The sequence below is a fragment of the Streptomyces diastatochromogenes genome (genome assembly GCF_002242805.1).
Classification (GTDB): Bacteria; Actinomycetota; Actinomycetes; order Streptomycetales; family Streptomycetaceae; genus Streptomyces; species Streptomyces diastatochromogenes.
The window spans coordinates 67067-91375 of sequence record NZ_MCGQ01000013.1 but is presented as its reverse complement, the minus strand read 5'-3'; the positions used below and the strand labels follow the sequence as shown (position 1 = coordinate 91375).

Here is a 24309-nt window from a genome sequence, read left to right as displayed (position 1 = left end):
GTCACTAGGAGAGTGTCAGGTCCGTGGTGATGGTTTCCCAGAGGGCGTCGAACCACTTCTGGGACTCCTCCACGAACGCGGCGTCGCGTCGCCCGGCCCGCTTCTCGAAGGAGAAGAGGAGGGACTCGGAGCCGACGGTGTCGTACATCTCCAGCGTTCCGCTGTCCGTCGGCTCCTCGCGGCGCGTGATCATGTAGTACGCGTACAGCGCCTCCACGCCGTTGAGCAGATACAGCTTGGCCGGCGGGGTGAACGGCAGGGCCCGGAAGGTGACGTGTACGTCGATGTCGTGGGTGGAGCGCAGGGCCTGGAGGTTGTACTGCAGGACCTGGCCCTGGGCGTTGCGCATCGCCAGCCAGCGCTGGTGCACGGTGTCGTCGTCGGGGCGGGCGTCGACCGAGACCGGGAAGGCGAGGTTGATGTCCCGGGACGGCAGCAGGATGCGGGCGTCGATCCGGTCGGGGCGCAGCCGGCCCTCGTGGATCAGGCGGAGCGGCTCACCGAGGGCCGGGATGAGGGACTGCGCGGTCAGGCAGGCCGCGTCGATGCGCACGTGCGGCGCGGAGAACGCCTCGGTCAGCCGGGGGGCGAGACCCACCATCGTCGGCTGGGGTTCGTCGCGGGCGGGGGCCGGCCCGGCGACGCGCGGGGGGCTGCCCTTGCTGACGTTGCTGAGCAGACCGTCGGCCGCGAGTGCCCTCAGGGCCTGGCGTACGGCACCGCGCTCCACCCCGAACTCCACGGCCAGATCCGCCTGGGTGGGCAGGCGCTCGCCCGCCTTCAGGTCGCCGGTGCGGATGCGTTCCCGCAGGATGTCGGCGATCTCCTGGGGTGTGAGCCTTCTGCTGCCGTTCACTGCCACGTTCTCCTGAGCCACGACCAAACGCTACAACCCTCATCCATCTAAAGGGAGTTGTTCCGAAGTTGTTTGTAAGTAGCGACCAAGTGGGGACAACATAATCAGAGTTGGTTGCCAACTTAGTCAAGTTGGCAGGCCGAAAGGGGGAACCACCATGCCCGTCCTCGCACTCCTCTGCGCCGTCTTCGTCGTCGGCTTCGAGCAGGTCGTCCAGTGGAAGTTCGGCGCCGCCGGCATCGTCGGCCTGCTGCTGCTCTCCGTCGGCATCAAGGCCAAGAGCCCGGCGGTCAGCTCCGCCGGTGCCGTGCTGCTCGCGGTGCTCCTGGCGGGACCCGCCCTCTGATCCGGGCCCTGCTACGTCAGCACCAGCTCCGAACTGATCGTCTCCCACAGTGCGTTGAACCACAGGTGGGACTGCTCCACGAACGTGGTGTCGCGCAGGTCGGCGCCCTGTTCGAAGGGGAACAGCATCGACCGCGTGCCCTCGGCGTCGTACAGCGCCAGGTGCTCGTGGTCGATCTCCCGCTCGCGGCGGGTGAGCGTGTAGTACGCGAACAGCGCCTCGGCGCCGTTGAGCAGATAGAGCTTGACCGGCGGGGTGAACGGCAGCGCACGGAAGGAGACGCGCACATCGATGCCGTGCGTGGTGCGCAGCGCGTTCAGGTTGTGCCGCAGCACCTGGCCCTGGGCGTTGCGCTGGGCCAGCCAGCGCCGGTGCAGCAGGCCGCCGTCGGAGGCGTCCACCGGCGCCGGGAAGGCGAGGTCGATGTCGCGGCTGGGCAGCAGGACCCGGACGTCGATCTTGGCCGGTTTCAGCTGTCCGGCGTGGATCTGGCGCAGCGCGACGCCCAGGGCCAGCGTGAGCGAGACCGAGGTCAGACAGAGGGCGTCGATCTCGACGTGCGGGGCGGCGAAGGCGGCCGCGATCCGCGGGGCGAGGCCCACCATGGTGGGCTGCGGCGCCGCGGGGCCGGCCGCGGGCCGGGCGTGCCCCTCGGGTGCGGCCACGGTGGCGGGGCTGCCCTTGGACACGTTGGTCAGCAGGTGCTCCGACTGCAGAATGCGCAGGGCCTCCCGTACGGCGCCGCGCTCCACGCCGAACTCGTCGGCCAGCTTGGCCTGGGTGGGCATGCGCTGGCCGGGTCGCAGCGCACCGGAACGTATCCGGGCGCGCAGTGCGTCGGCCACCTCGCGATGTGACGTGCGTGACCGCTGTGGCCTCTTCCGTTCACTGGCGGAGGCGTGTTCCGGGTCCACGAACAAACACTACAACTTCCCGCCATCTTCCGGCAGTTCGCGGAAAGGTGGTTATGAGACGCATCCAAGCGGAGATAAGTACAGTGAAGTTGGTCGCCAACTTGAACAACATGGTCGAGCTTCCCCAGTGGTTGGCCGACCGGGCTCCCTTCCGGAGGGGAGCCGGGAGCCCGGGCAGGGGGCGGCCACCGAAGCGCACAGTCACAACTGAACAGCCGGCACAGCCACAACTGAACAAGGTCACCGCACAGCCACAACTGAACAGCTAGCTACGGATGCACAGTCAGCGTCGGCCGGACGAGGGGAGCCTCAGAAGATGTCCGGGCACCACGGTCGCCCGGACGTGCGAAACAGGGCGTCGGCCTTCCGGGCGGCGCCCTCTCGTTCTTCCCGGACCCGGCCGAGGGCCGCGAGCCGCACCAGGGACTCGTCCCCGAGCCAGACCGTGGCCAACTCGCCCACCGGCAGCGTGAGATCGGCGGCGGCACCGCCCGCCGGAGCGCAGGACGCGCCCTCCGGCGAGGCCTCCAGACGGAACCGGCCCCCGGCCAGCCCTCCCCCACGCTCGGCTTCGCTCGCGCGAGGGGACCCCCATCCGTCCACGACCTCCAGCACCAGCGAGCCCGTGCCCTCGTACGTCCGCGCCTCCAGGGCCCGTACGACGTCCAGGATCCGCACCCACAGCCAGTCCGCGTGCTCGGTGACGCGGGCCGCGCGCGGGTCGGGCAGGAAGAACGGCAGCAGGTCGTCCGGGCCGCGCCAGCCGCTCTTGACCTTCGTGATCCAGTCGATCGAGCACAGGTACCGCCACAGGGCGCGCTCGGCCGCCGGGGTCGCGGCGATCAGCCAGTTGACGTCGGCGGTGTCGTGCGGCTGCTTGTCGTGCCAGTTGTCGTCGGACTCGTACGACACCAGGCCCTCGACCTCGCCGGAGGCCGAGCGGTAGACGGCGTAGAACGGCTCGGTCCACTCGGTGCCGAAGCGGACGGCGCCGGTGTGCACCTGCCAGTACAGCTCGTCCCGGCTGACCGCGCCGGGCTGCGCGCGGCGGACCCGCTCGTACAGCTCGGGGCCGAGCTTGCGGACGTCCTCGCCGTCCACCAGGTCGATCCGGCCGCCGTCCTCCGGGCCGGACCAGCGGGGATCGAGACCCGCGCGGGGGACCTCGACGGTCCACTGGGTCGTCCAGGTCGCCGGGCCGAAGCCGTAGCGGCCGTAGATCGGGTACTCGGCGGCGATCAGGGTCCCGACGACGTCGCCGCGCTCCTTGGCCGCCGCCAGGTCCCGGTTCATCATGCGGGTCAGCAGGCCGCGGCGGCGGTGCGTGGGGGTGACGGTGACGTTGGAGACCGCGTTCGCGGGGACGGGGGCGCCGCCCACCGCGGTGACCTCCTGGGCGAAGGAGCGGTACGTCGCCACACAGCGGCCGCCGTCGAAGGCGCCGAGCAGCCGGCCCTCGACGAACTGCCGGCGGCGCGCGTCCAACTGCTCGGCCGTCAGCACCGGCTCGTGCAGGAAGCCGGTCCTCAGGGCGCGGTGCCAGTCCGCGAAATCGGCCTCGGTCACGGTGCGGACGTCAGTCGTCATGGGGTCACGGTAGGCACGCGACCGGTGCCGTGTCGCCCGGATTTCCGTCCCCCGCCCGGTCAGGTGAGGAGGTCGTCCACCTGCGCCTCGCCCTCCCGGTAGCGGCGGGCGATCTCGCCGCTGCAGTCGTCGGCGGTGCGCTGCAGGTGCTGGCGGCGCCGGGAGACCTCCTGCTCGTAGCGGACCAGGCGGCCCATGGCGGTGGTCAGCTCCAGGTCGGTACGGGCCTCCAGGTCCGACAGCTCGACCTCGCCGAGCATCTCCGCGGCCAGCCGCCGGTACTCCTCGTTGTGCGGAGTGCCGAGCGTGACATGGCGGGCCGAGGAGCGCTGTCTGGCCGGGGCGTCGGTGAGGATCTCCGGGAGCCGCTCCACCACGGAGGCGTCCGCGGGCGCCGGCACGGACGCCCGGCCCCGCCGGGCCAGTTCCGCGCGCAGGATGTCGATCCGGCCCTGCAGCAGCCGCCGCACATAGCTGAGGTCCGCCTCGTCGCGCTGGGCGTCACGGCGCACCACACGCAGTTCTGGCAGGCTCAGCCGGGCCAGGTCGTGCTCGGGCGGCTCCGCGGGCAGCGACGGGCCGGACGGGCCCTCGGCGCGCTGCGCGGGCGGCCGGTGGGTCTCCAGCCGCCCCGTACTCGGTGTGCTCATGTGCTTGTGACCGTCCCCTCGACCGGCGTGTGGAAGCATCGTGCCACCCCAAGTGGCCGCTATGTGACCGAGTGCCCCCGAACGGCCGCAGATGGGGGCTTAAGGATCAATAATGGACCGCCTGTGTCCGCAGCCGGGGCACCCGGCATGATGGTCCGCATGCGTGCGGTGGTGCAGAGAGTGGACGGCGCGAGTGTCGTCGTGGACGGCGAGACGGTGGGCGCGATCGAGGGCGAGGGCCTGTGTGTCCTGGTGGGGGTGACCCACGAGGACACCAAGGAGAAGGCGGCCCAACTGGCCCGCAAGCTCTGGTCGATCCGCATGCTGCAGGACGAGAGGTCCTGCTCGGACATCGACGCCCCGCTGCTCGTCATCAGCCAGTTCACCCTCTACGGCGACGCCCGCAAGGGCCGCCGCCCCACCTGGAACGCGGCGGCCCCCGGCGATGTCGCCGAGCCCCTGGTCGACGAGGTGGTCGCCCAGCTGCGCGCGCTGGGCGCGACGGTGGCGACGGGTCGGTTCGGGGCGCAGATGCGGGTGTCTCTGACGAACGACGGGCCCTTTACGGTGCTGCTGGAGATCTAGGGCTCTACGACGGTCTCCTGAGCCGCCGCCGTCTCCCCCGCCACCAAGCGCGCATCGGTCGGCACGTTCCGCTTCACCAGGGCCAACGCGATCGGGCCCAGTTCGTGGTGGCGTACCGAGGTCGTCACGAAGCCGATCTTGCGGCCGTCGGGGCCCTCGTCCGCGAGGCGGATCTCGGTGCCGTGGACCGGCAGGTGGACCTCGCTGCCGTCCAGGTGCAGGAAGACCAGGCGGCGCGGCGGCTTGCCCAGGTTCTGGACGCGGGCCACCGTCTCCTGGCCGCGGTAGCAGCCCTTCTGGAGGTGGACCGCGGTGCCGATCCAGCCCAGCTCGTGCGGGATCGTGCGGTGGTCGGTCTCGAAGCCGACGCGGGGCCGGTGGTGCTCGACGCGCAGCGCCTCGTGGGCGAGCAAGCCGGCCGCGGGCCCGTACTTGGCGGCGAAGGACTCCAGGTCGGCCCGGGGCAGGAAGAGGTCACGGCCGTACGCCGTCTCGCGTACGACGACTCCCTCCGGGACCTCGGCGATCGAGCCGGCCGGCAGGTTGACGACCGCGAAGTCGGCGGTGCGGTCGGCGACCTCGACCCGGTAGAAGAACTTCATCGACTCCAGGTAGGCGAGCAGCGCCTCCTGGGTCCCGGGCTCCACATGGGCCCAGACCGTCGTCCCGTCGTCCACCAGGTACAGCGCGTGCTCGATGTGGCCGTGCGCGGAGAGGACCAGGGCCTCGGTGGCCTCGCCCACGGGCAGATCGCTGACGTGCTGGGTGAGCAGCAGATGCAGCCAGCTGAGGCGGTCATCGCCGGTGACGGTGACCACTCCGCGGTGGGAGAGGTCGACGAATCCGGTGCCGTCGGCGAGGGCGCGCTGCTCGCGGAACAGGTCGCCGTAGTGGGCGGCGACACCTTCGTCCACACCCTCGGCGGGGACGGCGCCGGGCAGGGACAGCAGAGGGCTCTTCATACGGGTAAGCCTACGACTTGGTACTTGAACCCTTGAGCGAACAGTCCTGGCAGCGGCCGAAGATCGCGAAGTGCTTCATGTCGGTGTCGAAGCCGAACTGCTGCCGCAGCTTGGCCGTGAACTCCGCCGCCACGTCCATGTCCGCCTCGATGACGTTCTCGCAGTCGCGGCACACCAGGTGCAGATGGTGATGGCGGTCGGCGAGGTGGTAGGTGGGCGCGCCGTGGCCGAGGTGGGCGTGGCTGACCAGGCCCAGCTCCTCCAGCAGCTCCAGCGTGCGGTACACGGTGGAAATGTTGACCCCCGACGCGGTCTTCCTCACTTCACCGAGGATGTCGTCGGGGGTCGCGTGCTCAAGGGTGTCCACGGCTTCGAGCACGAGTTGCCGCTGCGGCGTCAGCCGGTAGCCGCGCTGCCTGAGGTCGCTCTTCCAGTCGGTGCTCACCACACCGACGAGTCTAGAACTACTTGAAGAAGGCGATGCCGTCGTCCGGCATGTCGTCGGGCAGGGCCTTGGCCCAGCGCTCCACGTCCTCCGGGGTGACGACCTTCTTCAGGTGGGCCGACATGTAGGGGCGCAGCTCGACGTCTGGGGTCTGCTTCTCGCCGACCCACATGAGGTCGCTCTTGACGTAGCCGTACAGACGCTTGCCGCCGCTGTAGGGCTGGGAGGCGGCCGTGCGGGCCACCGCGTCCGTGACCAGTTCGATCTGCGGCTTCTTGGCGGCCATCTCGCCGTACCAGATCTCGATGACGCCGTCGTCGCGGGTCATCGTCACCTCGACCTTGCGGTCGGCGTCGATCCGCCAGAAGCCGTGTTCCGACTCCAGCGGGCGGACCTTGTTGCCGTCGTTGTCCAGGACCCAGGTGTGGGACTGGTACTCCAGGAAGTCGCGGCCGTCGTGGGTGAAGCTGACCTCCTGCCCGAAGTTGCACTTCTCCGAGCCGGGGAAGTCGTGGACGCCCGCGCCGGCCCAGTTGCCGAGCAGGAAAGCGAGGGGGACCAGGTCCTTGTGGAGGTCGGACGGGATCTCGATCATGAGCGGCAGTTCCTAGGTGTGGGTCAGCGCTGGCCCTGGTACAGCTTCTTCACGGTCAGTCCGGCGAAGGCGAGGACGCCGACGCAGACCAGGACCAGCAGGGTTTCGAAGAAGATCTCCACGGATGCTCCTTGAGCGAGGGTGGGCGTACGACAGAGCCGGGCCCCAGCTTACGCGTCCGGGGCCCGGCGCTCCTGGCCAGGTGCGCCTCAGCCGAGCAGCTGGCTCTGCAGGACGACCGTCTGCTGGAAGGGGACGGCGGGGGCGGTGCCCTTGCGGGACTGCAGGATCACCGCGAAGACGTCCCCCGCGGCGACGTAGGCCTGCCGGACCTGCTCGGCGCCGTACGGCTTCGCCTCGACATAGGCGGTGCGCTCGACCCGCGAGACGGCGGCCCCCTCGGGGAAGCCCTCGTCGTAGACGGCCTCGCCGGTCCCGCGCACCTGGTAGGCCGGGGTGCTGTAGGCGACGTTGTCGCTCGCGAACTTGTTCTCGACGACGTTCGCCGTGCCGAACTGCAGCAGGTAGATGCGGGTCCGGGTGCCGTCCGGGGTGGTCCAGCCGCGGGCCGCTATGTGCCGCAGACCGGTGTCGACCAGCTTCTGCCGCAGCTCGTCCCGCTCCTCCTTGAGGGCGTACTCCGCCAGGTAGTCCTTCGTCGCCAGCCAGCCGTCCGAGCCGCGCAGCGCCTTGTCCTCCTCGGCGCCCTCGGGCGCGGGCAGGAGCAGGGCGCGCAGGTCGGCGTAGTGGGCGCCGGCCCGGTTCGCGTCGGCGAAGGGCGCGGGGCTGCCGGAGGGCAGCGGCGGCCGGGTCAGCTCGGGGTAGGCCCAGCGGCCGTCCGAGGCGGTGGCCAGGCCGGGGACGTCCGTCCGGTCCATCCGGGTGATCCCGTACGCCGTTCCCGCCCCGACGACCGCGAAGACGGCGACGGCCGCGGTCCAGCGCAGGAGCGCGCGCAGGGCGCGGCGGTCCTTGCCGGGGGCGGGCGGCGGGGCCTCGGGCTGGTCACCGGTCACGATCGTCGTCTCCGGTGCCGTCTCCTGCTCGCTCATACGGCCTCCCCCGGTTCGGCGATGCGGTCGAGTTGGGTGCGCAGGAGCTTCGCGACCCCCTCGGTGTCGAGTGGCTGCCCGCCGGTCGCGGTGGCGGTGACCAGGATGTCGCCGACGTACGCGGAGCAGAGCACCGTGTCGAGGTCCTCGTCGGTGCCCTTGGGCGAGCGGAAGCACCTGGCGTTCTCGTGGCCCTGGATCTTCGGGCCCGGGCGCAGGCTTCCCAGGGCGTCGAGGAACGCGTTCTGGGCGGTCGAGGCCGAGCGGACCGCGGCGCTGTCCTCCATCCGGGCCAGCACGATGCTCACCGAGTAGTCGCCCTCGTTCCACATGTCGGCCTGTGACGCCCCGCTGAAGTAGCTGCGCATCGCCATGCCCTTGATGTGCTGCCGGTCGATCTGCTGCTCCAGCCGCCGGCGCAGGGACCGGGGCAGACCGCTCACCGACTCCTTCCGCAGGGCGGTGGCCTGGGCACCGCTGAGCTGGGCGTCGGAGCCGAACTGTCCGATGTCCGGGCCGCGGACCCAGAGGCCGGTCCCGAACGGTACGAGCATGCCGGCGAGCCCGTGCCGCGTCGCCGCCGCCTTGTCCTTGTCGGCGGTCACCTCGGGGAACTTCCAGACGGGAGCACCCGCGTCGCGGTCGGCGCCGCGCACGGTCACGACGGTGTAGCCCACTCCGGCGACGAGGGCCGCGGCCACCAGCACGGAACCGGCGACGGCGGCGATACGGCCCCGGCGCCGGGGCTCGTTCTGCTTCTCGGTCACAGCCGCTCCATCTGCCGCTCGGCCAGGTCCGTGATCGTCTTCTTGGTGATCGGCTTGGTGCCGTAGATCCAGATCTCCATCGCGATGTCCCCGCGCCAGGCATGCGCCTCGGCGCTGTAGATCGGCCCGCGGTTGTACGCGTACGCCCTGCCGTCCCCCGTTCCGGGGATGCTCCAGCTGCCGGTCGGGGACGCGGACTCCGCGTCGTCCTGGAAGTTGTGGCTGGTGTCGACGGCGCCCATGGAGTCCTCCTGCCGGTACTGGACCAGCCGGATGTTCACGGCGTACGCGCCGCCGGCCTTCCAGCCGGTGACGGCCGCCCGGCGGAACTCGTGCGCATCGAGATCGCTGAACTTGTCGCCCGGGTCGGGGTACTCGTCGGCGTACGCGCCCAGGCCCATCCAGCCCTCGGCCGGCACCCAGCCCGCCTCCCTCGCACCGTTCGGCTTCGCCAGCAGCAGCTTGCGCAGGTCGCCGTCGGTCCTGACCTCGCGGTCCTGCGCGGCCGAGAGCGGCTCGACCTCGCCCGTGGCCTGCTTGATCACCGGCTGGGAGAGCGACGGCAGCTTGGTGGGCCTGCGGTCGGCCTGGACGACGTACCCCGCACAGGTGCCGGCGACCAGGCCGAGCACGGCGGCGGCGCCGATCAGCAGGGGCGTACGGCCGCGCCGACGTGGTCTTTCTGCTGGTTCTGCCGGCACTTCTGGTTCTGCCAAGACGTCTCCCTGGGTACTCCCTGGACAACGGGAAGCGTGGATTCGTCATCCGCGCGCACAGAAGACTCATGGCATGTGCATGGAGTTGTAGGGGGACGGATTACGATTCGGACATGGCGAAGAAGCTCGTGATCAAGGTGACCGCCGGGGCCGACGCACCCGAGCGCTGCTCACAGGCGTTCACGGTGGCGGCCGTGGCCGTGGCCAGCGGGGTCGAGGTCTCGTTGTGGCTGACCGGGGAGTCGTCCTGGTTCGCGCTGCCGGGGCGGGCGGCGGAGTTCGAGCTGCCGCATGCCGCTCCGCTGCCGGACCTGATCGACTCGATCCTCGCGGCCGGCCGCATCACGCTGTGCACGCAGTGCGCCGCCCGGCGCGAGATCACCGAGAAGGACGTCCTGGAGGGCGTACGGATCGCGGGCGCGCAGGTCTTCGTACAGGAGGCGCTGGGGGACGAGACGCAGGCGCTCGTCTACTGAGCAGCCCGTCTCACGTCTTGGGCGGCTTCTTGCCGTCCAGCTCGTCCCACCACTCGTCGGACTGCGGGTCGCCCGAGGGGTCGTCCCACCAGCGGTCGTCGGGGCCGCGCCGGTTGGCCACCATCGCGGCCACCGGCGGGATGATCATGGCGACCACGCACATCCCGACCGCCGCGGGGATCGACCAGAAGCGCACGACTCCCCAGGCCAGGACGAAGAGGACGAGGCAGATCCCCATCATGGCGAAGTAGACGTGCCGACGCCGACTCAGCATGAGTCCAGGGTAGGCCGCGGGCAAGCACTTCGGCGCGATCCCGACAGGCCTCCACGCGGCCGATCAAGAGGCCGCCGAGAGCCGACGGACGGAGTCCGGCGCAGCGGCCTCGAAGCCTGCGAAGCAGTGCGAGAGACGCGTCAAGGAGGGGACGTGCCGACGCCGACTCAGCATGAGTCCAGGGTAGATCCGGGCAGGCCGAAGGGCCGCACCCCAGGCGTCCAACCCGGGGGGTGCGGCCCTTCAAGCGGTGCTGAGGTTGCTCAGACCGCGATCGCCACCTCCGCGAGACCGCCCTGCTGGGCGACGACCGTGCGGTCGGCGGTGGCACCGGGAACCAGGGCACGGACGGTCCAGGTGCCCTCGGCCGCGTAGAAGCGGAACTGCCCCGTGGCGGAGGTGGGGACCTCCGCGGTGAACTCGCCGGTCGAGTCCAGCAGGCGGACGTAGCCGGTCACCGGCTCGCCGTCGCGGGTCACCTGACCCTGGATCGTGGTCTCACCGGGCTTGATCGTCGAGGCGTCCGGGCCGCCGGCCTTCGCTCCACACATGTCTATCTCCAGAGGGGTCTGACCAGAAGGTCGGTCGGGATGGGTTACTTGTTGGCGCCGAGCTCGATCGGCACGCCGACGAGGGAGCCGTACTCGGTCCAGGAGCCGTCGTAGTTCTTGACGTTCTGGACACCCAGCAGCTCGTGCAGCACGAACCAGGTCAGGGCCGAGCGCTCACCGATGCGGCAGTAGGCGATCGTGTCCTTGGCGAGGTCCACGCTCTCCTCGGCGTACAGCTCCTTCAGCTGGTCGTCCGACTTGAAGGTGCCGTCGTCGTTGGCGTTCTTCGACCACGGGATGTTGCGGGCGGTCGGGACGTGGCCCGGACGCTGCGACTGCTCCTGCGGGAGGTGCGCCGGGGCGAGCAGCTTGCCGGAGAACTCGTCGGGCGAGCGGACGTCGACCAGGTTCTGCGCGCCGATCGCGGCGACCACGTCGTCACGGAAGGCACGGATGGAGGTGTCCTGCGCCTTGGCCTTGTAGTCGGTCGAGGCACGCTCGGGCACGTCCGAGCCGTCGACCAGCTCGCGGGCGTCCAGCTCCCACTTCTTGCGGCCGCCGTCGAGGAGCTTGACGTTCTCGTGGCCGTACAGCTTGAAGTACCAGTAGGCGTACGACGCGAACCAGTTGTTGTTGCCGCCGTAGAGGATCACCAGCGTGTCGTTGGCGATGCCCTTCTTCGACAGGAGCTTCTCGAAGCCCTCCTGGTCGATGAAGTCACGGCGGACCGGGTCCTGGAGGTCCTTGGTCCAGTCGATGCGGATCGCGTTCTTGATGTGGTTCTTCTCGTAGGCGGACGTGTCCTCGTCCACCTCCACGATGGCGATCGTGGGGTCGTCCAGGTGGTCCTGGACCCAGTCGGCGTCTACGAGGACGTCGCTGCGGCTCATGCTCTTTCTCCTCCGGGGCAGTTGCGGCGAGGCGTGCGAGTGCGTACGGGTGCGGTTCCGGTTTCGTCCGGAGGGCGCACGGGTGCCCTTCCAGCAGGGCAGGGGGTGAGATGCGGAAGTCGGGGACTTTCGCTCAGAAGGGGCGACAGAGCATGGCGGCAACGCGGCACAGGTCGACTGCCCGCCGCTTTGTGAGATCCGCCTGTCGCTTCATGGGCCCGATCGTAGGGACGTCCGGGCGGGCGTGTCACCGGTGTGTCGGATTTTGAGACGCGATCGTCCGAATGCCGGGATGATAGAAGCGCCCGGGGCGTCGCGGGACGGCCTCCGGGCGCTTGCGTCGGTCATGCATCTGCGGTGCGGACTTGGATGTCTCGCCTGTCGGACACCCGCCGTTCCACCGCCTGTCGTACTACCCCGCCAGCCGGACGTCCGAACCCTTCACGCTGATCTCCACACCGTCCTGGGCGGCCTGCACCTTGTCCAGCTTGATACCGCCGGGCAGCTGGCCGATCTTCACCTCGGAGACGTCGACCGCCTGGTTGCCGAACTTGGGCAGCCCGTCGGCGTGCACCTTCACGGTGTCGCCCTGGAGCGTGACCGTACCGAGCACCGGGAGCGGCACACCGGCGACCACGACCGTGGCCCTGACCTTGCCGTTTCCGCCGTAGGCGAGGCCGGTCACCTTGCCGGTGGCGCCCAGGGGCAGGTCGACCGGCTGGTCCTTGACCGCGTTCAGCAGCTGGTCGTAGGCGATCGTCGCGGTACCGGTGGCGGTGGCCGCGGTGGCGGAGCTGTAGTCGCCGGAGAAGTCGACACCCTTCATGTCGGCCGTGAGGTCGTCGATGCGGATGGTCTTGCCGTTGGTGGCGGTGGCCGCCTCGTAGTCCTTGATGCCGACCTCGACGTCGTCCAGGGAACCGCCCGCGACCTGGGTGAGGAACGGGAAGCCCTTGATGTTCACGTCCGGGGTCGACGCCAGGTTCTCCGACGTCCGCAGCTTGTCCGCGGCCTCGCCCTCGGCGAAGTGCACGGCGACACGGTCGGCGATCACGAAGAGCCCGCCCAGGATCACGACGAGGATCAGGATTATTCGCAGGGCGCGCATGGTGGTGTTTCCCCCGGGTCGGCGGTCGTGTGCGGTGGTGTACCAATACGCCACGGTAACCGGACGCACCGGGCCGCCGGGGGATTGTGGATCACCTGTGACAAGGGCCCGGTTCAGCGGCCGGCCACGGCAACGGTTGCCACGAGCAGCGCGGTGACACAGAGGGCGACGAGGACGCCGCTCACCGCCGCGCCGTCGACCAGCCGGGGCCGCCGGGCGCGGGGGGCAGGGGCGCGGCCGACCTCGGGAGCGTCAGCCGTACTACCGGTCAGCCCGTGATGGAACGGCGGGAGCGCGTACGCCGGCCAGTCGCGCGTCCGGTCTCGCGGCGCCGCGTGCTTCCGCTGCCGCCGGCACTCCTCGTACGGCAGACCTCCGCCGCCCCTCATGCGCGGTGCTCCTGCCGCTGGTGCTGCCGGAGCAGGACGTTCGCGTCGGTCTCGGCACTGCGGTCGCACACCGCCCGCGCGGCCTCCCGCCCCTCCGCCAGCTGCAGGCACGCCGGGCACCCCGGCACCGGCCGGGGCGGACGGCCGACCGCGTCGAGCGGCGCGGACGGCAGTGCCGCGGTGCGGTCGTTCGCGGCGCGAACCCCGGCGTGCAGCCGTTCCCGGTCCGTGGCCGGACGCAGCGCGGCGGGGTCGGCCTGCCATTCGCGACCGCCGCCGACGGGGCGGAGCATCGCGTACGGCCCCGATCGGTCCTGGTACTCACCGATTCTGTCGGTGGCGGGGTCGTAGAGCAGAGTTCCGGGCTCCATCGGTTTACCTCCTTTTGCCCAACATCTATACGGAATGCGACAGTTGGACTACTCTGCGTATTCCTGGGTGTTACGAGCATGGCCCAGGACGGAGGCGGATACGCGCAGAACGGCCGCTAGTTCCACAGCGGGCGCTCCAAATTCCACAGCCGGGAGGGGTGCGGTGCCGCAGCGGAGGGCGATCACGGGGCGCAGTCAGGAGCCGAGGTTGCGGTTCGCGGAGGAGCTGCGGTTACTGCGGGCCGAGCGGGGCGTGTCCCTGCGGGGCCTGGCGGAGGTGGTGGGCTGGGACGCGTCCCAGTTCGGGAAGATGGAGAACGGGCACACGCTGGGCGGCCCTGAGGTGGTCCAGGCGCTGGATCAGTACTACGGCACCAACGGGATGCTGCTCACGCTGTGGGAGCTGGCGGTGGCCGACCCGACGCAGTTCAAGGAGCGGTATCGGCGGTACATGGTGTTGGAGGCCGAGGCGGTGAGTATGTGGCACTACGCCACCTCGAACCTCCCTGGCGTTCTTCAGACTCCCGAGTACGCGGCGGAGTTGCTCGCACAGGGCGGGCTGGCGGGGGCGGAGCTGGAAAAGCAGGTGGCGGCTCGTATGGGACGCCGTGAGCTGCTGCTGGCGGAGGGCGGGCCCCAGTTCCGCACGATCCTCTCCGAGACGGTGCTGCGGAGCGCGCTACGCGATCCGGGAGAGTGGCAGGAGCAATTGCGCCATCTTCTTGCCATGGGGAAGCGGCCCAATGTCATCATCCAGGCCCTGCCGTTCGCGATGGGGCTCCACGGACTGTCCAACACCGACACGATGTTCCTACGTGGAGCCGGTCGAACCGTAGCGTGGGTCGAGACGGGCTACTCGGGCGAACTCGTCCAGGAAAGTACGGCCGTCGACCAGCTCCAGCTCCGATACGATCGAGTACGCGATTTGGCCCTAACCCCAGACAAATCGCGGGAGTTCATCGAACGGATGCTGGAGGAAGCGCCATGCGAGCCATCGATCTGAGCACCATCACGTGGCGTAAGAGCAGCTACAGCAACCAGGACGGCGGACAGTGCGTCGAAGTCGCCGACAACCTCCCTCTCGTCCCCGTCCGCGACAGCAAGGCCCCCTCCCAGGGCGCCCTCCTCTTCGAGGCCGGCGCCTGGGTCGCCTTCGTGGACGGGGTCAAGCGCGAGGGGCTTCGCGCCTAGGCCGCACCGCACCCAGCGGGGCTGCGTGCCCCCTACCGGTTGAGGACCTGCTCGACCTTGTCGGCCACCTGCTTGGCCTGGATGTCGCGGCCCTTGTCATTGGGGTGCGCGTACCAGGGGATCTTGGTGCCGAGGAGATCGAGCTGGGAGTCCTCCAGCAGGCCGCCGATGCCCCGGTCGGCGCCGTCGCACGCCGTGTTGGTGCCGGTGCTGGCGTAGAGGTCGACGAAGTCAACGCCGCCCTCGGCGTCGGCGGCGGCCTTCTTCATGGCGTCGTTCAGCCGCTTCTGGATCTGGTCCAGGACCGGCAGGGCGTCCTGGGGGATGTCGGCGAACGGCAGCTGCGTCTGACCGGGCGCCGCGGTCAGGCACTTGGTGGTGTCCTCGGGGACGAGCCGGGGGTAGCCGACCAGGACGCGCTTCGCGGCGGGGGCGAAGTAGCCGATGCGGTCGAGCAGCTCCTCCAGTTCCCCACCGACCTGCTCGAACTGACCGTCCAGCCACTGCTTTCCGTCCCCGGTCTCGAAGAACTCACCGCACTTGGCGGCCGGCTCGTCCCCGTCCACCGGGTCTCCCGGCAGCAGAGAGGGCTTCCGGAGCTCGTCGGAACACTGCTTCAGGATGCGGTTGAAGCCCAGCGTGTTGCCGCCCATGCTTCCCACGGTCAGCTGGGTGTCCTGCTTGAGCGCGTCCTGCTGCGGCGGGACCTCGCCGGCGCCGAAGGGCAGCTCCTGCTTCTCCCAGAAGTGGTGGATGAGCGCGCCTCCGCAGGAGACGTCCGACTGGACGTCGAGCGTGATGCCCTTGTCTGCCAGGCGCCGGGTGGCGACGGCGGGATAGTTGTCCGTGGCCTGGAAACACCAGCCCCTCTCGCTGTCCTGGTTGTTCACGGGAGCGATGCCGAAGTTCGCGGTGTACGAGTCGCCGAAGAAGACGGTCGGTACGGGGTCGGCGGGTGCCGCGCCGGCGCTTCCCGCCGGGCCGGCGAGCGCCAGGCAGCTGCCCAGCGCGACGGCCGCGGCGGTCAGCCGCCGTACCACCGGAGAATTCGTCGTCTTACGCATGGCCGAAGACATGGCTGTGCCCTTTCACCGAGGCCCACGAGGAGAGCCGAGCAAGTCGGAACGCTCCGTATTCATTCATGCACGGAACGTGATACTCCAGTGGATGTGAGCCAAACCAGGCATTCCTGGACAACCCCTCGCGTGTGCCCATCTCGCCTGTTCAGCAAGGGCGTTGAGGAGGCGCGGCCGACGAGTCCGAATGTGATCTTGACCCGAAAGGGGAGGAGCCTGCCCGGCCATCGCGAGGGCCGGGCGGCGCGGCCGTGCAATGAAGGGGTAAAGACGTCTGGCGCGCAGTCGGCCATGCCGCACAGAGATGCGGCCATCGAAGATGAGTTCCGTGGCCGACGCTGTTGCCTTTGCGTACTTGGCCAGAAGTCTGCCGACGGTGCGTCGGCCCCCGCGCGCCCGCAGCCGAAGACGGTCCGCAGGTCAACGGCGCTCAGCCCAGGGCGCGTCCCAGTACCCACACCACCGGCGCCGCCGCCGACAACGGAAGCGCCACGCCCGCCGTGAAGTGGACGAAGCGGGAGGGGTAGTCGTAGCTGGCCACCCGGTGTCCGATCAGGGCGCAGATCGCCGCCGCCGCTCCCAGGGCCGCGCCCTTCGTGCCGAAGCCCGTCATGCCGCCGACCGCGATACCCGCGCCGGAGGCGGCGAGCAGGGAGACCACGACCGACGCCGGGGTCGGCAGGGGCAGGGCGCGGGCCAGGACGGCTACCGCGACCGCCGCCGCGCCGACCGAGACCGCGTGCGGCTGGGCGGCGAGGTAGCCCGTGGCCAGGACGGCGAGGGACGAGGAGGCGACCGTGGCCATCAGGCCGTACATCCGCTCGTCCGGTGAGGCGTGCGAGCGCAGCTGGAGGACCAGGGACAGGAGGACCCAGACGCCCAGGGGGCCGAGGATCGCGGCCGGTGCGTGGTCGCGGCCCGCGGCCAGGACCGCCGCGTCCGCAGTGAGTCCGCCCAGGAAGGCCAGCGCGATGCCCTGCCGGGCGGGCCACATGCCGTTCAGCCGGAACCAGCCCGCCGCCGTCACGGCCTGAAGCATCACCAGCGGTACGACGAGGGCGTACGAGGCAATGGAGGCCGTCACCGCGAGGAGCAGACCCAGCACGGCGGTGAGCAGCGCCGGCTGCATGCCGGGCTCGATGATCGGGGAGCGGCCCTCCAGGCGGGCGCGCTGCGCGTCGGTGACGCGGGAGTTGCCGGCGAGGGTGGCGGGGCCGTAGGCGGTGGCCGCCTCTGCCTCGGGAGCGGGCTCCGGCTGCTGCGGCTGAGGGGGCTGGGGGGCCGGTGCCTGCGGGGCGTACGGCTCCTGCGGCGGCAGGTACGACGTCTCCGCCGCCTGCACGTGCCCGTGTGTCTGCGTCTCCCAGGTCTGGCCCTGCCACTGCTGGGTGTGCTGCTGGTCGTAGCCCTGCTGCGGGTACGCGTCGGCGTACTGGTCGTACCCGGCCTGGGACTGCCCGGGCCAGGCCTGCGGCGCCGCCTGGTGCTGCTGCTGTCCGTACGGGTCGTACCCCTCGTACGGCCCGCCCTGATACGGCTGGTCGCTCATCGCCTCATCCTCCTGCGAACGGCGGGAGCACCTCGACCGTGCCGCCCTCGGCCAGCCGTACCGTCTCATGCGCGCGGGTCCCCACGGGGTGACCGTCGACGATGAAGGAGCATCGCTGCAGGACGCGCGTGAGTTCACCGGGGTGTCGCTCACGCACCGCGGCGAGCGCGTCGGCGAGCGTGGCCGCGTCGTACGGCTCCTCGGCGACCTGGGCCGCGGCCTTGGCAGCGGCCCAGTAGCGGACCGTGACCTTGGGCATCTGGTTCCTCAATCGACAGCGGGAGACACATCAAAAGATTGTTGGAGTCAGGCTAGCTCGCCCTCGCGGCCACCCAGTCGCCGATCCGGGCCAGCAGGGCCTCGTCCGCCGCGTGTTCCGCGTGGCCCATGCCGGGCTCCAGCCAGAGTTCGCCGTGGTCACCCGCGGCCTGGGCGAGCATCCGGGGGTGGTCGAGGGGGAAGTAGCCGTCGCGGTCGCCGTGCACGATGAGGAGCGGGGTGGGGGCGATCCCCGGGACGGCCTGAACCGGGGAGAGCGGCACCGGGTTCCACTCGCGGTGGTGGATACGGGTGCGCAGGCCGTAGCGGCCGACCAGGCGGCCCTCGGGGCGGGTGACCAACCAGTGCAGGCGGCGCATGGGGGCCGTACCCCGGTAGTACCAGCGCGCGGGGGCGCTGACCGAGACCACCGCGTCGACCGTGCCCGGGTACAGGGCCGCGTGCCGCAGCACCACCGAGCCGCCCATGGAGAAGCCGACGGTGACCACGCGCGCGTGCCCGAAGCCGCGCGCCCACTCCACCGCGGCGGCCAGGTCCAGCACCTCCTTGTCGCCGACCGTGGACCGGCCGCCCGAGGCACCGTGGCCGCGGAAGGAGAAGGTGACGACGGCACCGTAACGGGCGAGCACGTCCGCCACCCTTCGTACATGCGGCCGGTCCACGTCCCCGGTGAAGCCGTGGGCGATCACGAACACCAGGTCATCGGAAGGTGTACGGGAGGCATCCGGCACTGCTTCGTATACGACCGCTGCCGGGTTGTATACGGAATCGACCGGAACACCGTCAGCCGTGCGCAGAAACGTCCGGATAGGGGCCTTTCTGCCTGTCTCGCTATTCGGACGAACGGTGGAACGTGCCGCATGACCTGCCGGACGGTTGCTCATGTGGGCTATTCTGCTGGGCAGAGGACTCGGGCAGCGTAGCCCCCGGGTCCTTTTGTGCTTTCGGAAGCGTTGTATACGAAGCGGGAAACCTCAGGTGACCGTGGATGTACGGGGCCTTCGGGATCGCAGAGCAGTGCCGCACCGCACACGTCCTCGCAGGGACCGAGGAGGAACCAGACGTATGAGTTCTCTGCTGCTCCTGACCAACGCCCTCCAGCCGTCGACGGAGGTGCTGCCCGCACTCGGCCTGCTCCTGCACAACGTGCGGGTCGCCCCGGCCGAGGGACCCGCTCTCGTCGACACCCCCGGCGCCGACGTCATCCTCATCGACGGCCGCCGCGACCTGCCGCAGGTGCGCAGCCTCTGTCAGCTGCTGCGCTCGACCGGACCCGGCTGTCCGCTTCTCCTCGTCGTCACCGAGGGCGGCCTGGCCGCCGTCACCGCCGACTGGGGCATCGACGACGTCCTGCTCGACACCGCGGGCCCGGCCGAGGTCGAGGCCCGGCTCCGGCTCGCGATGGGCCGGCAGCAGATCGTCGCCGACGACTCCCCGATGGAGATCCGCAACGGCGATCTGTCCGTGGACGAGGCGACGTACTCCGCCAAGCTCAAGGGCCGGGTCCTGGACCTCACCTTCAAGGAGTTCGAGCTCCTCAAGTACCTCGCCCAGCACCCGGGCCGGGTCTTCACCCGCGCCCAGCTGCTGCAGGAGGTCTGGGGCTACGACTACTTCGGCGGCACCCGGACCGTCGACGTGCACGTACGGCGGCTGCGCGCCAAGCTCGGCCCCGAGCACGAGTCGCTGATCGGGACCGTCCGGAACGTCGGTTATCGATTCGTTACGCCCGAAAAAGGCGACCGGTCCGCTGACGAGGCCAAGGCCAAGGCAGACCGGGCAAAGGCGGAAGATGCGGACGCATCGGCGGCCCTGGACGGGTCCGAGGTCCACGTCGACGCATAGCGGAGGCATGGGACCCGCTTGTGCGGGGCATTGCTCCCGCACAGCCGGGATGCGATACGCCCTGCCCAGAGCGGGTCCATCCGCGTAGACTCCGCGCGTGGCCAAGGTGACTCGGGATGATGTGGCACGGCTGGCTGGAACTTCCACCGCCGTCGTCAGTTATGTCATCAACAACGGACCCCGGCCGGTCGCCCCGGCCACGCGCGAGCGTGTCCTCGCGGCGATCAAGGAGCTGGGGTACCGGCCCGACCGGGTCGCCCAGGCCATGGCGTCGCGGCGCACCGACCTCATAGGCCTGATCATCCCGGACGCCCGCCAGCCCTTCTTCGGCGAGATGGCGCACGCCGTCGAGCAGGCCGCCTCCGAGCGCGGAAAGATGGTGCTGGTCGGCAACACCGATTACATCGGCGAACGCGAGGTGCACTACCTGCGCGCGTTCCTCGGTATGCGGGTGTCCGGCCTGATCCTCGTCTCCCACGCCCTGAACGATCTGGCCGCGGCCGAGATCGAGGCCTGGGACGCCCGGGTGGTGCTGCTGCACGAGCGCCCGGAGGCCATCGACGACGTCGCCGTCGTCACCGACGACCTGGGCGGCGCCCAGCTCGCCGTACGCCACCTGCTGGAGCACGGCTACGAGTACGTCGCCTGTATGGGCGGCACGGCCGAGACGCCGGCCGTCGGCGACCCGGTCTCCGACCACGTCGAGGGCTGGAAGCGGGCCATGGCCGAGGCGGGCATTTCCACCGAGGGCCGCCTCTTCGAGGCGCCGTACAACCGCTACGACGCCTACCGGGTGGCCCTGGAGGTGCTCGCCGGCCCGAACCGGCCGCCCGCCGTCTTCTGCTCCACCGACGACCAGGCGATCGGCGTGCTGCGAGCCGCGCGCGAGCTGCGCATCGACGTGCCCGGGGAGCTGGCGGTGGCCGGGTTCGACGACATCAAGGAGGCGGCGCTCGCCGACCCGCCGCTGACGACGATCGCCTCGGACCGCTCGGCGATGGCCCGGGCCGCGGTGGACCTCGTCCTGGACGACGGGCTCAGGGTGGCGGGCTCGCGGCGCGAGCGGCTGCGGACGTTCCCGTCCCGGCTGGTGGTCCGCACGAGCTGCGGCTGCGGAGTCTGAGCCCAGGCTTCCTCATATCGGGCAAACGAGGTTCTGCCGGGCTTCTCAGGGAGCACTCAGGAAGCTCTCATGGTCGCGGGTCATGCTCATTGTCATGACCGAGAGCCAGGGCGCATACAACCAGCAGCACAGCTACTCCGCTCCCGTGAACCCCGAGTGGCCGCCCCCGCCGCCGTACGAGCCCCCGACGGCCACGATGCCGGCCCCCGAGCCCGCCCCCGCGACGCCGCGGCGGAAGCGCACCCGCGGCCCGATCGGGCTGCTCGCGGCGGTGGCGATCGTCGCGGCCGCGGTCGGCGGCGGCACCGCCTACGCCTTCCAGGAGCTGACCGGCAAGGACACGGTCTCCTCCTCCGGTACGACCACCACGGTGGTGCCCTCCAGCAAGAAGGGCGACGTCGCCACGATCGCCGCCGCGGTCAGCCCGAGCGTGGTCGAGGTCCAGGCGACGCTCAGCAACGGTTCGTCCACCGGCTCCGGCGTGATCATCGCCAGTGACGGCGAGATCGTCACCAACAACCACGTCATCTCCGGCGCCGCCTCGATCAAGGTGCGCACCAGCGACGGCAAGAGCTACACCGCCGAGGTCGTCGGCACCGACAGCTCCAAGGACCTCGCGCTGATCAAGCTGAAGGGCGCCTCCGGTCTGAAGGCCGCCTCGCTCGGCAACTCCTCGAACGTCCAGGTCGGCGACGCGGTCGTCGCGATCGGCTCCCCCGAGGGCCTGACCGGCACCGTCACCAGCGGTATCGTCTCCGCCCTCGACCGTGACGTGACCGTCTCCACGGACGAGAACCAGGGCCAGAGCCAGGGCGGCGACGGGCAGTGGCCGTTCCAGTTCGGCGGCCGCCAGTTCAACGGCGACACGGGCTCGTCCACGACCACCTACAAGGCGATCCAGACGGACGCCTCGCTCAACCCCGGCAACTCCGGCGGCGCGCTGATCGACGCGAGCGGCCACATCATCGGGATCAACTCCGCGATGTACTCGTCGAGTTCGCAGGCCTCGTCCTCCTCGGACGCGGGCAGCATCGGCCTGGGCTTCGCCATCCCCGTCAACACCGTCAAGTCCGACCTGGCCAAGCTGCGGGCGGGCTCCACCAGCTGAGACCCCCCGCGGGGCACGAGGGAGTACGTCATGATCAAGCAGGTTTCCCACCAGGTCGCCGGCATCGGTCCGGCCGACCTCCCCCTGGCCCTCTCCGTCGCGCACGCACTGCACGCGCTGACCTCGGTCCCGCGCGCCCCGGAGGTGCCGCCGGTCCCCCAGCTGATGGGCCTGCGCACCTCCACCGACCGCCCGCACCGCCGCAAGGTGCCGCTGCACCGCCTCTCCGGGTTCCGCGAGCTGAGCACGCTGGGCGCCTGAGCCCGGCGCACGTTCCCGGCGGCCTCGACTCGTGCGAGGCTGAGAGACACCCGACCACCCGATCCACCGCACCCCGAGGAATCGCGAGCGATGAGCCCCGCCGAAGGCGACCGTGACCCCCAGCGCATCCTGATCGTCGACGACGAGCCCGCCGTCCGCGAGGCGCTCCAGCGCAGCCTCGCCTTCGAGGGGTACGACACGCAGGTCGCCGTCGACGGCGCGGACGCGCTGGACAAGGCGCAGGCCTACCGGCCCGACCTGGTCGTCCTGGACATCCAGATGCCGAGGATGGACGGGCTGACGGCGGCGCGCCGTATCCGGGGCGCGGGGGACACCACGCCGATCCTGATGCTCACGGCCCGCGACACAGTGGGCGACCGGGTGACGGGGCTGGACGCGGGCGCCGACGACTACCTGGTCAAGCCCTTCGAGCTGGACGAACTCTTCGCCCGCATCCGCGCTCTGCTGCGCCGCAGCACCTACGCGGCGGCCGTGTCCGCCGAGGCCCAGGAGGACGAGGCGCTGACCTTCGGCGACCTGCGCATGGACCTCGCGACGCGGGAGGTCACCCGGGCCGGCCGCCAGGTCGAACTGACCCGCACGGAGTTCACCCTCCTGGAGATGTTCATGGCCCACCCGCGCCAGGTGCTCACCCGCGAGCAGATCCTCAAGGCGGTGTGGGGCTTCGACTTCGAGCCGTCGTCCAACTCCCTGGACGTCTATGTCATGTACCTGCGCCGCAAGACGGAGGCCGGCGGCGAGCCGCGGCTCGTGCACACGGTCCGGGGTGTGGGGTACGTCCTTCGTCAGGGCGGCGCGGAGTGAACAAGCTGGGACGCCGGTACCGGGCCCTGCCGATCCGGGCACGCCTCGCGGCGCTGGTGGCGGCGGCGGTGGCGTTCGCGGTGGCCGCGGTGTCGGTCACGTGCTGGTTCATCGTGGAGCGGAAGCTGTACGACCAGCTCGACCGCGATCTGCAGAAGGCCTCGTCGCCCCAGCGGCTGGGGGACACGATGACCACGCTGGAGTCGTGCCCGCAGAAGCCGAGCCAGTCCGACATCGGCGGCTTCCGCATCCACAGCAACTACTACCAGCTCGTGAAGCGGAACGGCACCGCCTGTGTGTTCGCGAACTCCGCGGGCCGGGTGAAGACCACCTCCGCCGACATCGAGGTCATCGCCGAAGAGTCGGTCCGCGACGGCATAGTGCACCAGAGTTCCCTCGTGCGCACCGGCACCGACTCCGACGGCAACGCCGTGCGCGTGCTGACCCAGCCGCTGACCATCACCCAGGGTCCGGGAACTCCGCCCCAGCTGTATCCGGACACGGCTCTCCAGGTCGCCATACCGCTGAAGAACACCCAGAACACCCTCAACGACCTCGCCCTGATCCTGCTTCTCGTCTCCGGCATCGGAGTGATCGGGGCCGGCGCGGCGGGGCTCGCGGTGGCCCGTGCGGGACTGCGTCCGGTCGACAAGCTCACGGAGGCCGTCGAGCACGTCGCACGGACCGAGGACCTGAGTGTCCGCATCCCCGTGGAGGACGAGAGCGAGGACGAGGTCGCCCGGCTCTCGCGCTCCTTCAACTCGATGACCACCGCGCTGGCCAGCTCCCGCGACCTGCAGCAGCAGCTCATCGCGGACGCCGGCCATGAACTGCGCACCCCGCTCACCTCCCTGCGCACCAACATCGAACTGCTCACCCGCAGCGAGGAGACGGGCCGCCCGCTCCCTCCGGAGGACCGCAAGGCGCTCCTCGCCTCGGTGAAGGCGCAGATGACGGAACTGGCCGCCCTCATCGGCGACCTGCAGGAACTGTCCCGCTCTGAGGGCCAGCGAGGCGAACGCGTCCAGGTCGTCTCCTTCCAGGACACCGTCGAGGCCGCCCTGCGCCGGGCCCGCCTGCGCGGCCCTGAGCTGACGATCACGGCGGACCTGGAGCCCTGGTTCGTCCGCGCGGAGCCCTCCGCCCTGGAGCGGGCGATCGTCAACATCCTCGACAACGCGGTGAAGTTCAGCCCCGAGGGCGGCACGATCGAGGTCCAGCTGACCGACGGCGCCCTGACCGTCCGCGACCACGGCCCCGGCATCCCCGCCGACGAACTCCCCCACGTCTTCGACCGCTTCTGGCGCTCCCCCAGCGCGAGGGCCCTCCCGGGCTCGGGCCTGGGCCTGTCCATCGTGGCCCGCACGGTCCAACAGGCGGGCGGCAAGGTGACGCTGGCACGGGCGGAGGGCGGCGGAACGGTGGCGACGGTACGACTGCCGGGGGCGGCTACGGCTCCGCCGGAGGCGGTGTAGGTCAGGAGAAGCCGAGCATTTGAAGGCGAGCGCCCGCCCGGCT

At 70.5% G+C, this 24309-nt stretch carries 32 protein-coding genes; 11 read left to right on the top strand and 21 right to left on the bottom strand.

Annotated elements, in window-relative coordinates; translation table 11 throughout:
• Positions 1–4: 4 nt before the first annotated feature.
• Positions 5–856 (bottom strand): winged helix-turn-helix domain-containing protein, encoded by an 852-nt coding sequence (locus tag BEK98_RS15180; protein ID WP_094217043.1) that lies wholly within the window; start codon positions 854–856, stop codon positions 5–7.
• A gap of 157 nt (positions 857–1013) precedes the next feature.
• Here BEK98_RS15180 and BEK98_RS15175 point away from each other — a divergent pair, with 157 nt between their 5' ends.
• A complete protein-coding gene (locus BEK98_RS15175; protein WP_094217042.1) occupies positions 1014–1202 on the top strand; it encodes a hypothetical protein in 189 nt (62 codons plus the stop codon).
• Positions 1203–1213: 11 nt separating this feature from the next.
• On the opposite strand, the gene BEK98_RS15170 is transcribed toward BEK98_RS15175, so the two are convergent.
• The 3 genes from BEK98_RS15170 to BEK98_RS15160 form a co-directional block, all read right to left on the bottom strand.
• Positions 1214–2122: a winged helix-turn-helix domain-containing protein gene (locus BEK98_RS15170; RefSeq protein ID WP_094217041.1), complete on the bottom strand. Its 909-nt coding sequence runs from the start codon at positions 2120–2122 to the stop codon at positions 1214–1216.
• Positions 2123–2425: 303 nt separating this feature from the next.
• Positions 2426–3703 carry a GNAT family N-acetyltransferase gene (locus tag BEK98_RS15165; protein WP_094217040.1) on the bottom strand — a complete coding sequence of 426 codons (1278 nt, stop codon included), beginning with the start codon at positions 3701–3703 and terminating at the stop codon, positions 2426–2428.
• Between the two features lie 59 nt (positions 3704–3762).
• The gene (locus tag BEK98_RS15160; protein ID WP_094217039.1) at positions 3763–4353 is read right to left on the bottom strand and encodes an RsiG family protein; all 591 of its coding nucleotides are present in this window, start codon (positions 4351–4353) and stop codon (positions 3763–3765) included.
• A 159-nt stretch (positions 4354–4512) separates the two neighbouring features.
• On the opposite strand from BEK98_RS15160, the gene dtd reads away from it, so the two are divergent.
• Positions 4513–4938 carry a D-aminoacyl-tRNA deacylase gene (gene dtd / locus BEK98_RS15155; protein WP_094217403.1) on the top strand — a complete coding sequence of 142 codons (426 nt, stop codon included), beginning with the start codon at positions 4513–4515 and terminating at the stop codon, positions 4936–4938.
• Here dtd and ygfZ read toward each other — a convergent pair.
• The 6 genes from ygfZ to BEK98_RS15120 form a co-directional block, all read right to left on the bottom strand.
• Positions 4935–5900 (bottom strand): CAF17-like 4Fe-4S cluster assembly/insertion protein YgfZ, encoded by a 966-nt coding sequence (gene ygfZ / locus BEK98_RS15150; RefSeq protein ID WP_094217038.1) that lies wholly within the window; start codon positions 5898–5900, stop codon positions 4935–4937. The two genes, dtd and ygfZ, sit on opposite strands and share 4 nt — an antisense overlap.
• A gap of 10 nt (positions 5901–5910) precedes the next feature.
• Complete coding sequence (locus BEK98_RS15145) at positions 5911–6348, bottom strand: Fur family transcriptional regulator (protein ID WP_094217037.1); 438 nt, start codon at positions 6346–6348, stop codon at positions 5911–5913.
• Between the two features lie 16 nt (positions 6349–6364).
• Positions 6365–6940 (bottom strand): heme-binding beta-barrel domain-containing protein, encoded by a 576-nt coding sequence (locus tag BEK98_RS15140; RefSeq protein ID WP_094217036.1) that lies wholly within the window; start codon positions 6938–6940, stop codon positions 6365–6367.
• 209 nt (positions 6941–7149) lie between these two features.
• Entirely contained in the window at positions 7150–7992 is an 843-nt protein-coding gene (locus tag BEK98_RS15130; protein ID WP_094217035.1) for a hypothetical protein, read from the bottom strand.
• The gene (locus tag BEK98_RS15125) at positions 7989–8759 is read right to left on the bottom strand and encodes a hypothetical protein (RefSeq protein WP_094217034.1); all 771 of its coding nucleotides are present in this window, start codon (positions 8757–8759) and stop codon (positions 7989–7991) included. The genes BEK98_RS15130 and BEK98_RS15125 overlap by 4 nt, the downstream gene beginning before the upstream one ends.
• Positions 8756–9475 (bottom strand): hypothetical protein, encoded by a 720-nt coding sequence (locus tag BEK98_RS15120; protein ID WP_244201862.1) that lies wholly within the window; start codon positions 9473–9475, stop codon positions 8756–8758. The genes BEK98_RS15125 and BEK98_RS15120 overlap by 4 nt, the downstream gene beginning before the upstream one ends.
• A gap of 113 nt (positions 9476–9588) precedes the next feature.
• Between BEK98_RS15120 and BEK98_RS15115 the strand changes: the two genes are divergently transcribed.
• Positions 9589–9951: a DsrE family protein gene (locus BEK98_RS15115; RefSeq protein ID WP_094217032.1), complete on the top strand. Its 363-nt coding sequence runs from the start codon at positions 9589–9591 to the stop codon at positions 9949–9951.
• A gap of 10 nt (positions 9952–9961) precedes the next feature.
• Here BEK98_RS15115 and BEK98_RS15110 read toward each other — a convergent pair whose 3' ends face one another.
• From BEK98_RS15110 to BEK98_RS15080, 7 genes are all read right to left on the bottom strand, one after another.
• Positions 9962–10225, bottom strand: coding sequence for a DUF3099 domain-containing protein (locus BEK98_RS15110; RefSeq protein WP_094217031.1), 264 nt, complete (start codon positions 10223–10225; stop codon positions 9962–9964).
• A 263-nt stretch (positions 10226–10488) separates the two neighbouring features.
• Positions 10489–10776: a DUF1416 domain-containing protein gene (locus BEK98_RS15105; RefSeq protein WP_010351646.1), complete on the bottom strand. Its 288-nt coding sequence runs from the start codon at positions 10774–10776 to the stop codon at positions 10489–10491.
• A gap of 44 nt (positions 10777–10820) precedes the next feature.
• Positions 10821–11666, bottom strand: coding sequence for a sulfurtransferase (locus BEK98_RS15100; protein WP_094217030.1), 846 nt, complete (start codon positions 11664–11666; stop codon positions 10821–10823).
• Between the two features lie 133 nt (positions 11667–11799).
• Complete coding sequence (locus BEK98_RS51270) at positions 11800–11880, bottom strand: Ms5788A family Cys-rich leader peptide (RefSeq protein ID WP_350751515.1); 81 nt, start codon at positions 11878–11880, stop codon at positions 11800–11802.
• 198 nt (positions 11881–12078) lie between these two features.
• The gene (locus BEK98_RS15090; RefSeq protein WP_094217029.1) at positions 12079–12774 is read right to left on the bottom strand and encodes an LmeA family phospholipid-binding protein; all 696 of its coding nucleotides are present in this window, start codon (positions 12772–12774) and stop codon (positions 12079–12081) included.
• Positions 12775–12887: 113 nt separating this feature from the next.
• The gene (locus BEK98_RS15085) at positions 12888–13163 is read right to left on the bottom strand and encodes a hypothetical protein (protein ID WP_094217028.1); all 276 of its coding nucleotides are present in this window, start codon (positions 13161–13163) and stop codon (positions 12888–12890) included.
• The gene (locus tag BEK98_RS15080) at positions 13160–13534 is read right to left on the bottom strand and encodes a hypothetical protein (protein WP_094217027.1); all 375 of its coding nucleotides are present in this window, start codon (positions 13532–13534) and stop codon (positions 13160–13162) included. The genes BEK98_RS15085 and BEK98_RS15080 overlap by 4 nt, the downstream gene beginning before the upstream one ends.
• 163 nt (positions 13535–13697) lie before the next feature.
• Here BEK98_RS15080 and BEK98_RS15075 point away from each other — a divergent pair, with 163 nt between their 5' ends.
• Positions 13698–14537 carry a helix-turn-helix domain-containing protein gene (locus BEK98_RS15075; RefSeq protein ID WP_094217026.1) on the top strand — a complete coding sequence of 280 codons (840 nt, stop codon included), beginning with the start codon at positions 13698–13700 and terminating at the stop codon, positions 14535–14537.
• The gene (locus BEK98_RS15070) at positions 14519–14725 is read left to right on the top strand and encodes a DUF397 domain-containing protein (protein WP_094217025.1); all 207 of its coding nucleotides are present in this window, start codon (positions 14519–14521) and stop codon (positions 14723–14725) included. Before BEK98_RS15075 ends, BEK98_RS15070 begins: the two co-directional genes overlap by 19 nt.
• A gap of 32 nt (positions 14726–14757) precedes the next feature.
• Here the strand turns inward: BEK98_RS15070 and BEK98_RS15065 are convergent, their stop codons facing one another.
• The 4 genes from BEK98_RS15065 to BEK98_RS15050 form a co-directional block, all read right to left on the bottom strand.
• Positions 14758–15789, bottom strand: a complete 1032-nt coding sequence (locus BEK98_RS15065) for an SGNH/GDSL hydrolase family protein (protein WP_094217024.1) — start codon at positions 15787–15789, stop codon at positions 14758–14760.
• Between the two features lie 442 nt (positions 15790–16231).
• Positions 16232–17350 carry a hypothetical protein gene (locus BEK98_RS15060; protein ID WP_094217023.1) on the bottom strand — a complete coding sequence of 373 codons (1119 nt, stop codon included), beginning with the start codon at positions 17348–17350 and terminating at the stop codon, positions 16232–16234.
• A 4-nt stretch (positions 17351–17354) separates the two neighbouring features.
• Positions 17355–17609, bottom strand: a complete 255-nt coding sequence (locus tag BEK98_RS15055) for a MoaD/ThiS family protein (RefSeq protein ID WP_094217022.1) — start codon at positions 17607–17609, stop codon at positions 17355–17357.
• 52 nt (positions 17610–17661) lie between these two features.
• Positions 17662–18513 carry an alpha/beta hydrolase family protein gene (locus BEK98_RS15050; RefSeq protein ID WP_094217021.1) on the bottom strand — a complete coding sequence of 284 codons (852 nt, stop codon included), beginning with the start codon at positions 18511–18513 and terminating at the stop codon, positions 17662–17664.
• 181 nt (positions 18514–18694) lie between these two features.
• Here BEK98_RS15050 and BEK98_RS15045 point away from each other — a divergent pair, with 181 nt between their 5' ends.
• The 6 genes from BEK98_RS15045 (at position 18695) to BEK98_RS15020 (ending at position 24266) form a co-directional block, all read left to right on the top strand.
• Positions 18695–19474 (top strand): winged helix-turn-helix transcriptional regulator, encoded by a 780-nt coding sequence (locus tag BEK98_RS15045; protein WP_094217020.1) that lies wholly within the window; start codon positions 18695–18697, stop codon positions 19472–19474.
• A gap of 97 nt (positions 19475–19571) precedes the next feature.
• Complete coding sequence (locus tag BEK98_RS15040) at positions 19572–20597, top strand: LacI family DNA-binding transcriptional regulator (RefSeq protein ID WP_094217019.1); 1026 nt, start codon at positions 19572–19574, stop codon at positions 20595–20597.
• 94 nt (positions 20598–20691) lie between these two features.
• On the top strand, positions 20692–21705 hold the full coding sequence (locus BEK98_RS15035) for a S1C family serine protease (protein WP_094217018.1): 1014 nt from the start codon (positions 20692–20694) through the stop codon (positions 21703–21705).
• A 30-nt stretch (positions 21706–21735) separates the two neighbouring features.
• Positions 21736–21966 carry a hypothetical protein gene (locus tag BEK98_RS15030; protein ID WP_094217017.1) on the top strand — a complete coding sequence of 77 codons (231 nt, stop codon included), beginning with the start codon at positions 21736–21738 and terminating at the stop codon, positions 21964–21966.
• Between the two features lie 90 nt (positions 21967–22056).
• Complete coding sequence (locus BEK98_RS15025) at positions 22057–22791, top strand: response regulator transcription factor (protein WP_094217016.1); 735 nt, start codon at positions 22057–22059, stop codon at positions 22789–22791.
• On the top strand, positions 22788–24266 hold the full coding sequence (locus BEK98_RS15020) for a sensor histidine kinase (protein WP_094217015.1): 1479 nt from the start codon (positions 22788–22790) through the stop codon (positions 24264–24266). The genes BEK98_RS15025 and BEK98_RS15020 overlap by 4 nt, the downstream gene beginning before the upstream one ends.
• Positions 24267–24309 lie beyond the last annotated feature (43 nt).